This is a genomic window from Breznakibacter xylanolyticus (assembly GCF_003254275.1).
GTDB lineage: Bacteria > Bacteroidota > Bacteroidia > Bacteroidales > Marinilabiliaceae > Breznakibacter > Breznakibacter xylanolyticus.
This window is the reverse complement of sequence record NZ_QKZK01000052.1, coordinates 1-14457: the sequence shown is the minus strand read 5'-3', so window position 1 is coordinate 14457 and position 14457 is coordinate 1. Positions and strand designations below refer to the sequence as shown.

General features: G+C 48.5%; 10 protein-coding genes. 8 read left to right on the top strand and 2 right to left on the bottom strand.

Features of this window, described 5'->3' with window-relative positions:
* Positions 1 to 788: 788 nt before the first annotated feature.
* The 7 genes from LX69_RS16555 (at position 789) to hemL (ending at position 10808) form a co-directional block, all read left to right on the top strand.
* Positions 789 to 1211 carry an RrF2 family transcriptional regulator gene (locus LX69_RS16555; protein ID WP_111447151.1) on the top strand — a complete coding sequence of 141 codons (423 nt, stop codon included), beginning with the start codon at positions 789 to 791 and terminating at the stop codon, positions 1209 to 1211.
* 13 nt (positions 1212 to 1224) lie between these two features.
* Positions 1225 to 2148, top strand: coding sequence for a cysteine synthase A (cysK, locus tag LX69_RS16550; protein ID WP_111447150.1), 924 nt, complete (start codon positions 1225 to 1227; stop codon positions 2146 to 2148).
* Positions 2149 to 2809: 661 nt separating this feature from the next.
* Complete coding sequence (locus LX69_RS16540; protein ID WP_111447148.1) at positions 2810 to 4633, top strand: assimilatory sulfite reductase (NADPH) flavoprotein subunit; 1824 nt, start codon at positions 2810 to 2812, stop codon at positions 4631 to 4633.
* 305 nt (positions 4634 to 4938) lie between these two features.
* A complete protein-coding gene (gene cysI, locus LX69_RS16530; RefSeq protein WP_111447146.1) occupies positions 4939 to 6651 on the top strand; it encodes an assimilatory sulfite reductase (NADPH) hemoprotein subunit in 1713 nt (570 codons plus the stop codon).
* Positions 6652 to 7085: 434 nt separating this feature from the next.
* The gene (locus tag LX69_RS16525; protein WP_111447145.1) at positions 7086 to 7568 is read left to right on the top strand and encodes a precorrin-2 dehydrogenase/sirohydrochlorin ferrochelatase family protein; all 483 of its coding nucleotides are present in this window, start codon (positions 7086 to 7088) and stop codon (positions 7566 to 7568) included.
* Positions 7569 to 7629: 61 nt separating this feature from the next.
* Positions 7630 to 9357, top strand: a complete 1728-nt coding sequence (gene cobA, locus LX69_RS16520) for a uroporphyrinogen-III C-methyltransferase (protein WP_111447144.1) — start codon at positions 7630 to 7632, stop codon at positions 9355 to 9357.
* A 146-nt stretch (positions 9358 to 9503) separates the two neighbouring features.
* On the top strand, positions 9504 to 10808 hold the full coding sequence (gene hemL, locus LX69_RS16515; RefSeq protein WP_111447143.1) for a glutamate-1-semialdehyde 2,1-aminomutase: 1305 nt from the start codon (positions 9504 to 9506) through the stop codon (positions 10806 to 10808).
* A gap of 663 nt (positions 10809 to 11471) precedes the next feature.
* Here the strand turns inward: hemL and LX69_RS16510 are convergent.
* The gene (locus LX69_RS16510; protein WP_170124446.1) at positions 11472 to 12632 is read right to left on the bottom strand and encodes an MFS transporter; all 1161 of its coding nucleotides are present in this window, start codon (positions 12630 to 12632) and stop codon (positions 11472 to 11474) included.
* 295 nt (positions 12633 to 12927) lie between these two features.
* On the bottom strand, positions 12928 to 13068 hold the full coding sequence (locus tag LX69_RS17885) for a hypothetical protein (protein ID WP_170124445.1): 141 nt from the start codon (positions 13066 to 13068) through the stop codon (positions 12928 to 12930).
* A 289-nt stretch (positions 13069 to 13357) separates the two neighbouring features.
* Between LX69_RS17885 and panB the strand changes: the two genes are divergently transcribed.
* Positions 13358 to 14179, top strand: a complete 822-nt coding sequence (gene panB / locus LX69_RS16505) for a 3-methyl-2-oxobutanoate hydroxymethyltransferase (RefSeq protein WP_111447141.1) — start codon at positions 13358 to 13360, stop codon at positions 14177 to 14179.
* Positions 14180 to 14457 lie beyond the last annotated feature (278 nt).

Here is a 14457-nt window from a genome sequence, read left to right as displayed (position 1 = left end):
ACGATTATCTAATTGACCCCAGCCTGAAGGCTGGGGTTAAAAGCCGGATTGGGTATGGGGTCAGGTAAGTGATATTGTGCTGAGCTTTCCGGAATTGGTTCAATGAACACGGAGTTTCAGAGAATTCACCGAGGTTTTTTAAGCCTTGTGATGGAATCGTGCGGGAGAAGAGATTGAACCTAAAGCATGAGGGCTAAAGCCCTTCTGAAACGATTATCTAATTAATCCCAGTCTGAAGGCTGGGGTTAATGGCAGGATTGGGTATGGGGTCAGGTAAGCGATATTGTACTGAGCTTTCCGGAATGGGTTCAATGAACACGGAGTTTTTTTATGAGCACGGAGAATTCATCGAGTAATGATAAGCGCAGGGTGCAAAGGCGCTGAATTGATCTAAAATACCTTGCATTAAAATATAAAAGCAGATACTCAGTGTAATCAACTAAGAACTGACACTGAGTTGCGGTGAGGGAAGATGAGAACCGGTGAGGGAAAGAAAACTCAGTGGAACTCAGTATTAACAACTAAGAACTTACGCTGAATTGCGGTGGGTGAAGATGAGTTGTAGTGAGGTAAGATGAGTTGCGGAGAGGGGAAGTAATATTAGTGAATCCTATTGTTTTGGTATGTATAATGAATTGGGGTTTGGGTGTGTTTTAATGCAAAGATAGTGAGTGTGATATGATGCATGTGGGTAGTATTCCTATTGCGTGTATAGGATTAATGGTTGTATTTCCTATTGTTTTTGGGTGTTAGAGTTCTACATTTGTTTAAAAATAAATGAAAGAGCGATGATTCGATTTTCAAACCGGGTGAAGTATGGTGTGCAGTTCATGTTGTTCTTGTGCATTGATGATGATGGATTTACGGGGATACAGCGTGCGGCGTTGTCGTGTGATATACCTCAGAAGTTTTTGGAAGCCATCGCGGTGGATTTGAAAAAGAAGGGATTGTTGGAGGTGAAGCGCGGTGCCGGAGGTGGATATCGCTTGGCGCGAGAGAAGGCTTTGATTCACCTGGCAGACATTGTTGAGGCGCTCGGTTTGGAAGGTATTAAATCCGACAAAATGGATGGGGATTTAGTTTCGAAAGTGACTGAGCAAATTCTTCGTAAAACTGTTGAAACGTTCTGGGAGACGATGCGCGGGGTCACCTTGGCAGATATCCATCGGGATTACGTGGAACGAGCTGAAAGTTTAATGTATTATATTTAAAAAACTATATAAAATGGGAAAGATTGCACAAAACATTACCGAATTGGTAGGGAAGACACCATTGGTACAGATTAATAAGTTGATTAATGGCGAAGGTGGAGAGTTGGTCGCCAAGTTAGAATTTTTTAATCCTGCAGGGTCGGTAAAGGATCGTATTGCCCTGAATATGATTCAAGAGGCCGAAAAGAGCGGATTGCTCACCAAAGAAACGGTGATTGTGGAGCCCACGAGTGGCAACACAGGTGTGGGTTTGGCGTTTGTGGCAGCTGTGAAGGGTTATAAGTTGATCTTGACCATGCCCGAGAGCATGAGTGTAGAGCGTCGTAAACTGCTGAAGAAATTTGGCGCAGAACTGGTGTTGACGCCAGCCGAAAAGGGGATGAGAGGCGCGATAGAACGTGCCACCGAAATAGCGGCGGAGAATCCAAATTCGTTTATTCCCCAGCAATTTAAAAACCCGGCCAATCCGGCGATACATCGTACTACCACCGCTGAAGAGATATGGGCAGATACAGACGGAAAGGTTGATTTCTTTGTGGCGGGGATTGGAACCGGAGGAACCATTACCGGTGTGGGAGAGGTTTTGAAGCAGCGCAACCCACAGGTGAAGATTGTGGCTGTAGAACCCGATTCAAGTCCGGTATTGTCGGGAGGACAGCCAGGGCCACACAAGATACAGGGCATTGGCGCCGGTTTTGTGCCAGATGTGTTGAATACAGGGGTGTATGATGAAGTTATTCGGGTTAAAAACGAAGATGCCATTGATACGGCACATCATGCAGCCACCGAGGAAGGAATCTTGTGTGGATATTCATCGGGTGCGGCGTTGTGGGCAGCGGTTCAGGTGGCCAATCGTCCCGAGAATAAAGGCAAGCGCGTGGTGGTGTTGTTGCCCGATACGGGGGAACGTTACCTGAGTACGTTTAATATTGATTGATTATCTATGGATTTGGTTTTTTCTTAAGTGTAAAAAAAAAACAGCGCTTTATTGGTTGTTGTTAAGTGTTTTTAATCTTAGAATTTATGTTTTAGAAAAATGCTGATATTATATAAGGGTGATCAAAAGTATCAATTCACTCATGCCAATATTTCGTGCCCTCAAGCCGGGCGGGCTCTTACTTTTTGGCTACAGCCCCAAAAAGTAAGCAAAAAAGGCCGCCGCTGACGTAAAATGGCTAAAAATCATAGGCCTTCGCTAAAATCTGCGAACTCGCAAGCTCAAACAGCGCATATTTTTAACGCTCAGGCCTATGATTTTTTTAACGCCATTTCCCGAAGGCGGCTTAGTTACCTTTTGTTGATTTCGTGCTTTCATGTTTTGTTTACCCACAGGATCCGATATAGAGCCAGTTTTGTTATGTGAATGAGCATGTTCAATCTTTTTTTCCCGTGTTTTAAGCGAAATAGGATCGCTAGTCTTATTCATCGTTGGTTCAGATCATCTGTTTGATCGCGTTGATAAGGGTTGAGAGATTTTCTATAGGGAATTGAAAAATTCCTTCTTTTTTAGAATTAATTAAGCATACGAGCACCATTTTAAAGTAATATCATTGCAAGAGAATAGGAGTTATAGCTCCGATAGTATTAAAAAGAATTGTATGTCAGAAAATCAGTTGTTTAGTCCGGAATTGCGGAGTCAGTTGCAGTCGGTTCTGTCGAAGATGAATCGAGAGCAGCTTTTGTGGTTAGGGGGTTACATTGAAGCGGCGATAGATTTTGCGCCATTGGCGGCGCAAAGCATCGCAGCGCCATCGGAGGCATCGTCGAAAGCGGTTGAAGCGGTCACCGCATCACCCGAAGCGACACGCACAAAGCGAATGACGGTATTGTACGGTTCACATTCGGGGAATTCACAAAAAGTGGCGTCACGGATGGCCGATGAACTATCACGTTCGGGTCTGACCACGCGACTGGTGTCGATGGAGGACTATAATGGTCGTCAGCTTAAGGAGGAGGAGCTGTTGTTAGTGGTGGTGTCCACGCATGGGGATGGCGAGCCACCGGTTGTGGCCATTGAGTTGCACGATTTGCTGAAAGGAAAAAAAGCCCCTCAATTGCCCCATTTGAATTATGCGGTGGTGGCATTGGGCGATAGTTCGTACAAGAAATTTTGTCAAACGGGGATTGATTTTCACAATTACCTGGCTAAGGCAGGCGCCCATTCGTTGAGGGATGTGTTGACGCTTGATACCGATTTTAGTGAGTCGTTGGTTAGCGAGCTCCCTGTTTATGTGCAGTTGTTTCAATCGCCAGCTCCTACGGGTCGAGAAGAGACAACGACGGCGTGCGGGGTGTCAGGAGAAGTCGGTAAGGCCGGATTCGATGTGCCGGTATCAGTTGCTGTGACCGAGAAAATACAACTAAATGGACGGGGGTCAGACAAGGAGACATGGCATTTGGAGATATCCACCGAAGGAACCGATTTGAGTTATCAACCGGGAGATGCCCTGGAGGTGTATGCCGTCAACAATCCGGCGCTGGTGGATTCGATTGTAAAGAAATTAGGCTTGACGGGCGAAGAAGGCGTGGTGGTGGATGGTCAGCAGGTGTGTTTGCGAGAGGCACTGACACATCACTATGAGTTGACGGTGTTGACGTTGCCGGTGTTGAAGAAATATGCAGCCCTTAATGCACATGCACATTTGAGCGCCATGCTGGAGGAGCCCGAAGCGTTGGACGATTTCCTCAAAGGGAGTGATTTTTTGGATTTAATTACGCGTTTTCCGGTGAAGATAAGTGCCGGTGGTTTGTTGGGGATATTGCGAAAGTTGCCTCCGCGGCTTTATTCCATTTCGTCGAGTTTGGCAGAGGTCGGTAATGAAGTGCATATCACGGTCGGTGCGGTTCGATACGAGAAGGAAGACCGGCTTCGCGAGGGTGTTTGCTCAACATTTTTGGCTGATCGGTTGGGTGATGATGAGCACCTGAAAGTGAAGGTTCGTCCCAATCCACAGTTTCGTTTGCCCGCCAACGGGGATGTACCGGTGGTGATGGTAGGTGCCGGGACAGGCATTGCCCCATATCGGGCGTTTGTGCAGCATCGACATGCCACGGGCTCCAAAGGGAAGAACTGGCTGGTGTTTGGTGATCAGCATTTTACGACCGATTTTCTTTATCAGAGTGAGTGGTTGCGTTACCGAAAGGCAGGTTTGCTGACGCATGTCGATTTGGCTTTTTCGCGCGATCAGGCCGAGAAGGTGTACGTGCAGCATCGACTGAAAGAACAGGGGGCACGCCTCTATGACTGGCTTGAAGGTGGTGCTCATTTTTATGTGTGTGGCGACATGAAACGGATGGCCCGGGATGTGAAAACTACCGTGCTTGAAGTGTTGATGAGGCATGGTCGAAAGACGCGTGAGGAGGCAGAGGCGTATTTGGCAGAGCTTCGCAAGGAGGGGAGGTATCAGGAGGATGTTTATTAGAGTGGAGGAGTGGAGGAGTGGAGGAGTGGAGGAGTGCGAAAGTGGAAAAGTAAGAAAGTTGAGGAGTGGAAAAGTGTAAAAGTGGAAGAGTGGAGGAGTGGAGGAGTGGAAAAGTGTAAAAGTGGAAGAGTGGAGAGTGGCAAAGTATGAGAGTGCCGGAGTGAGAAAGTGCGAAAGTGGCAAAGTGCCAGAGTGGCAGAATGCCGGAGTAAGAGAGTGCGAGAGTGGAGGGGTGCACAAGTGCACAGGTGCGAGAGATATGGGAGAGGTGATTATTAAGGATGAATAAAATATTAAAGAAGTGTATGTCAGAACAACAAGGGAATCAACTGCCGCAGTGGAAGCCATCGCCGGTTGAGCATATCAAGATAAATAGTGATTACTTGCGGGGGACGTTGGTGGATAGTTTGGCCGATGAGTTGACGGGATCGATTTCGCCCGATGACACGCAGGTGATTAAGTTTCATGGGAGTTATCAGCAGACGGATCGGGATTTGGATGCTGAGCGTAAGAAACAGCGGCTGGAGCCATTGTATAGTTTTATGATTCGCGCCCGGGTTCCGGCGGGGATTTCCACGCCCGATCAGTGGCTGGTATTTGACCGTTTGGCCGACCAATATGGGAGTGGGACGTTGAAGCTGACAACCCGTCAGGCATTTCAGTGGCATGGCATTTTGAAGCGCGACCTCAAGAAAACCATCCAAGGCATTCATAGTACGTTGATGGATACCATTGCGGCTTGTGGCGACGTGAATCGTAACGTGATGGCTACGTCCAACGAAGGACTGTCGCCAATGGTTCCCGAGGTGGCCGCATTTGCCAAAACCATCAGCGATCATTTGCTGCCACGAACGTCGGCTTATCACGAGATATGGCTCGACAAGCAGTTGCTGGCCGGGGGTGAGAAAGATGAAGAACCCATTTATGGCAAGACTTATTTACCGCGCAAATTTAAAATCGCCCTGGCTATTCCGCCCTATAACGACACGGATGTGTTTACCAATGATATCGGTCTTATTGCCATAGGCGAAGGGGATCGTTTGGTGGGCTTTAATGTGGCTGTCGGCGGCGGGATGGGGATGACGTTCGGGATGGAGAGTACTTATCCCCGTTTGGCAGATGTGATTGGTTATGTGTCGAAAGGCGATGCGTTGAAACTGGTCGAAGAAATCGTAAAGATACAGCGCGACTACGGTAATCGCGAGAATCGGAAGTTGTCTCGTTTTAAATATACCCTCGATCGATTGGGAACCGAGGAATTTAAGCAGTTGCTAGAGCAACGCAGCGGCATTCGCTTGGAGTCGACCCGCGCGTATCAGTTTACGCAAAATGGCGATGTATTTGGCTGGAAACAGGGTTTGCATCAACGCTGGTTTTTGGGTTTGTTTGTGGAACATGGGCGGGTAAAGGATGTCGGTTCATATCGACTGAAGACAGCGTTGCGCGAACTGGCACGTATCAAGGTCTGTGATTTTCGGCTCACCGGTAATCAGGGATTGGTTCTGGGCAAGATAGAGGAAGCAGATAAGGTCAAGGTTGAGAAGATTTTAACGCAGTACGGCGTATGGCCACACGATGGTTTGTCGGGACTTCGTAAGAATGCCATCGCTTGTGTGGCGCTCAATACCTGCACATTGGCCTTTGCCGAAGCCGAGCGTTATTTACCCACGCTCATCGGGAAAATAGAACAGATATTGTCAGAAAACGATTTGACAAACGACGATATTTTGATACGCATGACCGGTTGTCCCAATGGTTGCGGTCGTCCGTTTTTGGGCGAGATCGGATTGGTGGGACGTGCCCTTGGTCGTTACAATCTTTACTTGGGAGCGGGATTTTCGGGTGAGCGACTCAATACCCTGTACAAGGAGATGCTCGATGAAGAAGGTATTCTACAAGAGCTCTCGGAGCTGATTCCGCGCTATGCCGAAGAGCGGACACCGGGCGAGCGTTTTGGTGATTTTGTGATTCGCAAAGGCATTGTAGCGTCTAAGCCGGAGGTTAAAAATATCGGATGAAAGGGACGAGGGCACATGGGTAACGTTATCATTGACTCTATTATGATTTGTGTCGATAATTAAAAGTATAATATACTCAAGCCATTATTTCGTTCCCTCAAGCCGGGTGGCTCTTACTTTTTATTCGGAAAGGGTTTGTTTTCATTTACCCTCATGATTAAGCGTCGCTGAGCTCCGCTGAATTGGCTACAGCCCCAAAAAGTAAGCAAAAAAGGCCGCCGCTGACGTAAAATGGCTAAAAATCATAGGCCCTCGCTAAAATCTGCGAACTCGCAAGCTCAAACAGCGCATATTTTTTAACGCTCAGTCCTATGTTTTTTTTACGCCATTTTTCGAAGGCGGCTTAGTTACCTTGTTTGATTTCGTTCTTTCATATTTTGTTTACCCATAAATTCGGCATAGAGCTTTATCTTTGCAACACCAAAAATATCAACATGAATTTTTTGCCCATATCGGTTAATGTAGATGACGAGCAGATATTGTTCATCGGGGGTGGCAAGGTGGCATTGGCAAAGATAAAGTTGTTGATGCGTTATGTCAGTCGATTTAAAGTGGTGGCGCCGCATGTGCATGAGCAAATACGAGCCATGGAGGGTGTTGAGGTGGTGGAAAAGCAGTACCATCCGTCCGATCTCAACGGTCATTTGATTGTGTATGCAGCCACGGACGATCGTTTACTCAATCGTCGGGTTCGTGATGATGCCAAGGCCCTTCGTTGTCTGGTGAATGTGGTGGATTGTCCTGAGTTTTGCGATTTTGTGTCGCCGGCCATCTTTAAGCATGGTCACATGAGTGTGGCCGTGAGTTCCAATGGTCGTGATTTGCATGCATCGGTACGATGGCGCAATGCTATTAGGCGGATGCATGAGCAGGGTCTGTTGGGCGAAGAAGCATCGGGTGAAGAGGGCAGAGAATAATCACAAGAGATGTTGCACCTGCGTTTGGTGCATCATTTATATATAGAAAGAATTAACGAAAATGACTATACCCGTTTATATATCCGGATCCGATGCGTCGATAGAGGCTTATCAGTTGCTGGTGCGTCAGGTGCCCGTTGTTGACTGGGAACGTCGAGATATTGACGGTTTTGGCTCGTTGGAGATGTTGGTTAACGTATTGCAAGCCAACCCACGAGGGGTGGCATTGTTAGCCGCCTTGGATTTGCCTTATCCGATGGTGAGTGGCATAGAGGTGTTGGCACTGTTGGATGGCGGTTCGAATGGCACTGCTCGGGCACAACACCCGTTGCAGGGATTGGTGGCCGTGGTGTCATCAGATCAGCGACATGGCGATGTATTAAAGGCCGTGGATGTCCGTCAGGGATGGGGGCATGTGTCCATTGCCGGTTTCGGTCCCGGAGACACGGGGCTGGTGACTCGCAAAACAGACGCAGCACTGGCAGCGTGCGACGTGGTGATTTACGATGATTTGATAGATGCCGATTACCTTCGTTCATTTAAAGCCGAGAAGATTTATGCCGGAAAGCGTAAGGGTAAGCATCATGTGAGTCAGGATGAGATCAATCAATTAATCGCCCGGCATGCCTTGTGGGGTAAGGCGGTGGTTCGATTAAAAGGGGGTGACCCGCTCATTTTTGGTCGAGGCGCTGAAGAATATCATTATTTGCGAGAGCGTCATATTAAGGCCGAAATTATTCCCGGCATTAGCAGTGCGCTTGCGGCGGCCGCCTCGGGCATCGTTCCGTTGACGGCACGCGGGATTTCATCGTCGGTGGTATTTCTTTCGGGGCACGACCTGGTGAAATTGGTGATTCCCAAGGCTGATACGCTGGTATTTTTTATGGGCGCATCGAATCAACGCGAGCTGTCGTTGCGTCTTCGACGGGAAGGGTGGGGAGATGATGTGCCGGCCGTCGTGATACGCAACGCGTCGTTGGCTGACATGCAAATGCGTCGATACACGCTGGCCACGCTTGCTGACGATGCGTCACCGTTGGGATCTCCATCTATCATCATTGTCGGATACAGTACGGCAGAAGACCCCAAGTCACTTCCGCGCAAATGGCTTTATACCGGTATTTACGCCGACGATTTCAGGGAGGGGGGGCAGTGCGTTCATTCACCCATGATCGCAGTGGAGCCTATCGCGCTTAGTGCGGTTGAAGCGCGTCAGTTGCAGGCGGTTCGTCAGTATCAAAGTGTGCTGTTTGCCAGTCGTCATGCTGTGGAGTTGTTTTTTGCCCGATTGATGGATGTGGGGTGTGATGCCCGTCATCTTCAGGGGGTTCAAATATATGCCATTGGTCAGAATACTCGAGATGCCTTGCGACGGATGGGGATTGTTCCGGATGTGTTTTTGCCTGATTGCCATGCCGATGAGGTGATGCAGTGGTTTGTGTCGCATCCCATGGTTGCGCAGCGTCTGTTGATTCCCAAGCCGGCTTGTGGCATTGGTGGTTTGGCTGAATGGTTACGGTCGCAGGGACATCGGGTTGATGAGATGCGTCTGTTCAACGTGGTGATGCCCGATAACATTATCCGACACAATCTTGATCAGTTTCATGGCGTGGTGTTTACTTCGCCATCGACGGTGAAGAATTTTTTGAAGACATACGGGGAGGTGCCGGAGGGACTGGAGGTGAGGGGAGTTGGAGAGGAAGAGTGGAGGAGTTTAGGAGTGGAGGAGTTTAGGGGTGGAAAAGTTGAGGAGTGGAGGAGTTTAGGAGTTGAGGAGTTTAGGAGTTGAGGAGTTTAGGAGTGGAGGAGTTTAGGGGTGGAAAAGTTGAGGAGTTGAGGAGTTTAGGAGTGGAAGAGTTTAGGGGTGGAAGAGTTTAGGAGTTTAGGAGTTCAGGGTTGTGGGGGGATGTAAGAAAGTATTTAAAAAAATAAGATATGGAATTGTTATCAAAGCAATCGAAGCAGGCGTTTGAAGAGGCTATTCGTTATATTCCCGGCGGGGTGAATAGTCCAGTGCGGTCGTTTAAGAGTATTGGGCGTTCGCCGTTGTTTTTTGAGAAAGCATCGGGATCGGTGTTGACAGATGTGGATGGGAATGATTACATTGATATGTGTAACTCGTGGGGTGTGACCTTGTTGGGACACGCGCATCCAGAGGTGACCGAGGCCGTGATAGCGCGTGTGCAAAAGGGGACGACTTTTGGTGCGCCCACGCCCGAGGAGACGTTGCTGGCCAAGAAGGTGATTGACATGGTTCCGGCCATTGATATGGTACGTTTTGTGAGCAGTGGAACCGAGGCGGTGATGAGTGCAGTGCGAGTGGCGCGCGGATTCACCGGACGTACGTTGTTGGTGAAGTTTGATGGCTGTTATCACGGTCATGCCGATCATTTGCTGGTGGATGCCGGATCGGGCGTTGCCGAAACGGGCGAGCATCTTACGCCCGGCGTTCCACGCGAGTTTGCCCAATGCACCGTATCGTTGCCATTTAACGACCCTAAGGCTGTGAAAGCATTGTTCGAGACACGAGGGGAAGAAATAGCAGCGGTGATTGTAGAGCCGGTACCAGCCAATATGGGAGTGGTGCCAGCAGGCAGTGGTTTCTTACAATTGTTGCGCGATCTGACCACGCAATACGGGGCATTGTTGATTTTTGATGAGGTGATTACCGGCTTTCGGATGTCGCGCGGGGGTGCCGGGCAATATTTTGGCATCACCCCCGACTTGGTGACTTTGGGTAAAATTATTGGTGGTGGATTTCCGGTGGGAGCCTTTGGCGGACGTCGAGATGTGATGGAGGTATTGGCACCGCTGGGGCCGGTGTATCAGGCAGGCACGTTGTCGGGGAATCCAGTGGCCATGGAGGCGGGTTATCACACGCTACGTCTGCTCGATCAGCCAGGAGTGTACGAAGACCTCGCGCGTAAGGCAGAGTCATTTTTGGGTAAGTTGCGAGCCATTGTGGATCGTTATCCTGTGACGCTCAATTCTGTAGGGCCGATGTTTACCTTGTTTTTTCACAAAAAGAATCCGACCAACTTTGAAGAGGTGAAGGGATGTGATTTTGAGAATTTTGCCTGGTTTTATCGAAGCTTGTTGAAGGAGGGAGTATATTTTAGTCCTTCGCAGTACGAGGCCAATTTTGTGAACGTGGCACACACCGAGCATCAGTTGCGACTGGTATTGATAGGCGTGCAGCGGGCACTGTCGTACGTGTATGGTTATGTAGATAATATGTGATATTATTGGATCATGTATTTTGTGGCGTGAGGGGGGCTTCATTGGGCGCTGAAATGGGCTGGCATTTTTCGACGAATTCATTGCCGCGCAACGCGATTTCGTCGATCAACACTAGCGTTGTCGGACGAAGCTCTTAACCAAACAGGCAGTGATTGGCAGTTTAGGCAGTTATTGCTTTCGCCCCGTTGGGGCTTAGGGCGGTTCCTTATTGCTTTGTACACAGGGCTATGCCCTGTGCTAACGGCTTCCGCCCCGTTGGGGCTTTAAGATTATTGAAATAGGCACTTGGACAATAATAGGCAAGTCGCCTGCATAAAGGTTTGGCCGCATAGCCCCAACGGGGCGTAATCATCCAGCCCGGGGCGTAGCCCTGGGAAAAGAGAGGTCAACAACAATCCCCAAAGGGGCGAAAGCATTGTTTGACGCAGTACTTCATCAAACAGGCAGTTATTGCTTTGGCCCCGTTGGGGCTTAGGGAGGTTCCTTATTGCTTTTCACACAGGGCTATGCCCTGTGCTAACGGCTTCTGCCCCGTTGGGGCTTTAAGATTATTTCCAAAGTGCCTATTTCAATAACACTAATTCCACGAATTTTCATGACTTGCATACACAAGTCATGGAAATATCATAATTTCTTTTCAATTCGTGTAATTCGTGGATTCATTTATTGTTGCGACGTTTTGGTTTTCGACAACAGGAGATAATACACCAATCCCAGGAAACACAAGGCAGCGCTCACGCCAAATGCCGCGGCGAGAGAGAACGATTCGGCAATTTTACCGGCCAAGAGCATACCCAACCCCACGCCAATGTCGAATGCGGTAAGGAAAGTTGAGTTGGCCGTACCTCTTTCGTGGTGACTGGCCATGTTCACAAAGCCGGTTTGAAAGGCCGGGAAAACCACGCCATACCCCACGCCGATGATTAGCGCCGATATGTAGTAGATGACGGGGATTTGTATGGAGACAAACAGCGAGAAGCAGCTAGCCAGAATAGCGATTCCCAATAATGATGCCCGACGAATGTGGCCATTGTCAATCATGGTGCCGCTAAATGCACGAGCCGCCCCCAGTCCGATGGCCAGGAGGGTGAAGAAGAGTCCGGGGTTAGAGGCACCCATGTCGGCGCTGTACAAGGCCGAAAAAGAGAGAATCATGCCATAGGATAGCGTAATCATCACCACGTTGATGCCCAGCGGGATGCCACGCAACATCAGGAAACGATCCAAAGAGATGGCGCGATGAGGTTGGCGGGCATGGGGGTGAAGAGGTCGGATAAAATAAGCGGTGATGAGTCCCATGAATCCGGTCGCAATGGCTAGCCAAAAGAGCAGCGAGAAAGGGTGTCGTTGTTGTAAAAAGAGCCCCACCATGGGGCCAATGGCCATGGAGAGGTTGAGAGCCATGCCGTAATATCCGATGCCACGTCCCCGTTTGTCGGCCGGCATCACATCAATGGCCAGGGTGTTGCCAGCCGTGGTAATCACACCCCAGGTGAGGCCATGAAAAAACCGAAGCACAATGATGGCTGCAATTGAGTCGACTACCAGATAGCCAATTGTAAATGCAACAAATGCCCCAAAGGAGATGATATAAATAGACCTGCGAGAGAAACTGTCGACCAGGAAACCCGAGAACGGTCGAATTAGCAGCGCAGCAATGACGTAACACGATACCACGACCCCAATGGTTGTTTTATCGGCATCAAAGGCATCGACCAGGTAATACGGAAGGGTTGGCATGAGCAGGTAAAACGAAAAGCCCATCAGAAAATTCGCTGTGCAGGAATAAATGAAGTTTGGCGACCACAGATTGTTAGAAGACATTGAGAGGGAATTTGGAGGTGATTTTAAACATTCGGACATTGACCGTTGATGTGTGATGCTCTTAGTGGGTATGAGTGTTTGGATTTGTTTTCAAACGAATGATGTGAAGGGGGTAAGGTTTTTTTTTATGATTTTGGGCTTGTTGATAAAAACGGCTCTGTTCAGATTTGTGTGGGTAATCATAAGTATCAATTCTCTCAGGCCAATATTTCGTGCCCTCTAGCCGGGCGGGCTCTTACTTTTTGGCTACAGCCCCAAAAAGTAAGCAAAAAAGGCCGCCGCTGACGTAAAATGGCTAAAAATCATAGGCCCTCGCTAAAATCTGCGAACTCGCAAGCTCAAACAGCGCATATTTTTTAACGCTCAGGCCTATGATTTTTTTAACGCCATTTTCCAAAGGCGGCTTAGTTACCTTGTGTTGATTTCGTGCTTTCATATTTTGTTTACCCACAGGATTCGACATAGAGCCATAAAATCGATAGATATTTAATCATCTGTTGATGATAGGTTATTGAACGCAATCACTGTTTCTCCAATGTTCTTAGTCACTATTGTGAATTTGAAGGGGCGTGTAAAAGTAGTTCTAATGCATGGTCGTTATCCGTCAATAAGGGTTAAAAGGTCTTAAAAGCAGGGTTCATCCGTGATTGTTGAAAAAAAAGATGATTGATTGGATATATCGTTCGTAAATTGCCATTTTTACAACCACAAAAAAACAGACGAACATGTCAGCAGCAACGGAAGACAATAAACGAAAGGTGACGACTCACCGATTGCGAGAGATGAAGGAACGCGGAGAAAAGATATCGATGTTGACCGCATACGACTATTCGATGGCCTCGCTCATTGATGAGGCTGGGATGGATGTGATTTTGGTTGGAGATTCGGCCTCGAACGTGATGGCGGGCAATATTACCACGTTGCCAATGACGCTTGATCAGATGATATATCATGGCACGTCGGTGATGAAGGCCGTCAAGCGTGCGCTTGTGGTTGTGGACATGCCTTTTGGATCTTGTTCGGGAAATCCGGAGAAGTCGCTCGATGCAGCCATTCGCATGATGAAGGAGACCGGCGCCGACACACTCAAGATTGAGGGAGGGGAAGAGGTGATACAGGACATCAAAAAAATCATTAACGCGGGCATTCCCGTGATGGGGCACCTGGGGTTGATGCCACAGTCGATCAATAAATATGGCACATACACTGTTCGTGCCAAGGAAGAGAAGGAGGCCGAAAAGCTGCTTCGCGATGCGTTGTTGTTGCAAGAAGCCGGTTGTTATGCCATTGTGCTTGAGAAAATACCGTCGTCGTTGGCCGGTGAACTCACGCAGCAGTTGAGCATCCCCACTATTGGTATCGGGGCGGGTCCGGATACAGACGGACAGGTGTTGGTGATGCACGATATGCTGGGCATAAATAAAGGTTTTTCTCCAAAGTTTTTACGACGTTATGCCGACTTGCATGGGGTGATTACTCAGGCTGTGAGGAATTATATCAGCGATGTGAAAAGTAATGATTTTCCAAGTGAGAAGGAGTCGTATTGAGGTGGAGGAGTGGGAGGAGTGGAGGAGTGTAAGAGTGGAGGAGTGTAAGAGAGTAAGAGTGGAGGAGTGTAAGAGTGGAGGGGTGGAGAAGTGGAGGGGTGGAGAAGTTTAGGGGTGGAGAAGTGGAGGGGTGGAGAAGTGCAAGGGATTAAGAGTGAGAGAGTAAGAGTGGAGGAGTGGTGGAGATTGAGTTGCGTTGAGGGGAGATGAGAGTCGGTGAGGGGTTGAGAATTTAGTGTAATATGGTGATTATTTATTTTTGTTAGTGTAATGAAGTA

Excerpts from the sequence above, each read along its gene's own strand:
- panB (WP_111447141.1), top strand. The coding sequence starts at position 13,358 with ATGTCAGCAGCAACGGAAGACAATAAACGAAAGGTGACGACTCACCGA.
- LX69_RS16540 (WP_111447148.1), top strand. The coding sequence starts at position 2,810 with ATGTCAGAAAATCAGTTGTTTAGTCCGGAATTGCGGAGTCAGTTGCAG.
- LX69_RS17885 (WP_170124445.1), bottom strand. The coding sequence starts at position 13,068 with ATGAAAGCACGAAATCAACACAAGGTAACTAAGCCGCCTTTGGAAAAT.
- LX69_RS16525 (WP_111447145.1), top strand. The coding sequence starts at position 7,086 with ATGAATTTTTTGCCCATATCGGTTAATGTAGATGACGAGCAGATATTG.
- cysK (WP_111447150.1), top strand. The coding sequence starts at position 1,225 with ATGGGAAAGATTGCACAAAACATTACCGAATTGGTAGGGAAGACACCA.
- cobA (WP_111447144.1), top strand. The coding sequence starts at position 7,630 with ATGACTATACCCGTTTATATATCCGGATCCGATGCGTCGATAGAGGCT.
- LX69_RS16510 (WP_170124446.1), bottom strand. The coding sequence starts at position 12,632 with ATGTCTTCTAACAATCTGTGGTCGCCAAACTTCATTTATTCCTGCACA.
- LX69_RS16555 (WP_111447151.1), top strand. The coding sequence starts at position 789 with ATGATTCGATTTTCAAACCGGGTGAAGTATGGTGTGCAGTTCATGTTG.
- hemL (WP_111447143.1), top strand. The coding sequence starts at position 9,504 with ATGGAATTGTTATCAAAGCAATCGAAGCAGGCGTTTGAAGAGGCTATT.
- cysI (WP_111447146.1), top strand. The coding sequence starts at position 4,939 with ATGTCAGAACAACAAGGGAATCAACTGCCGCAGTGGAAGCCATCGCCG.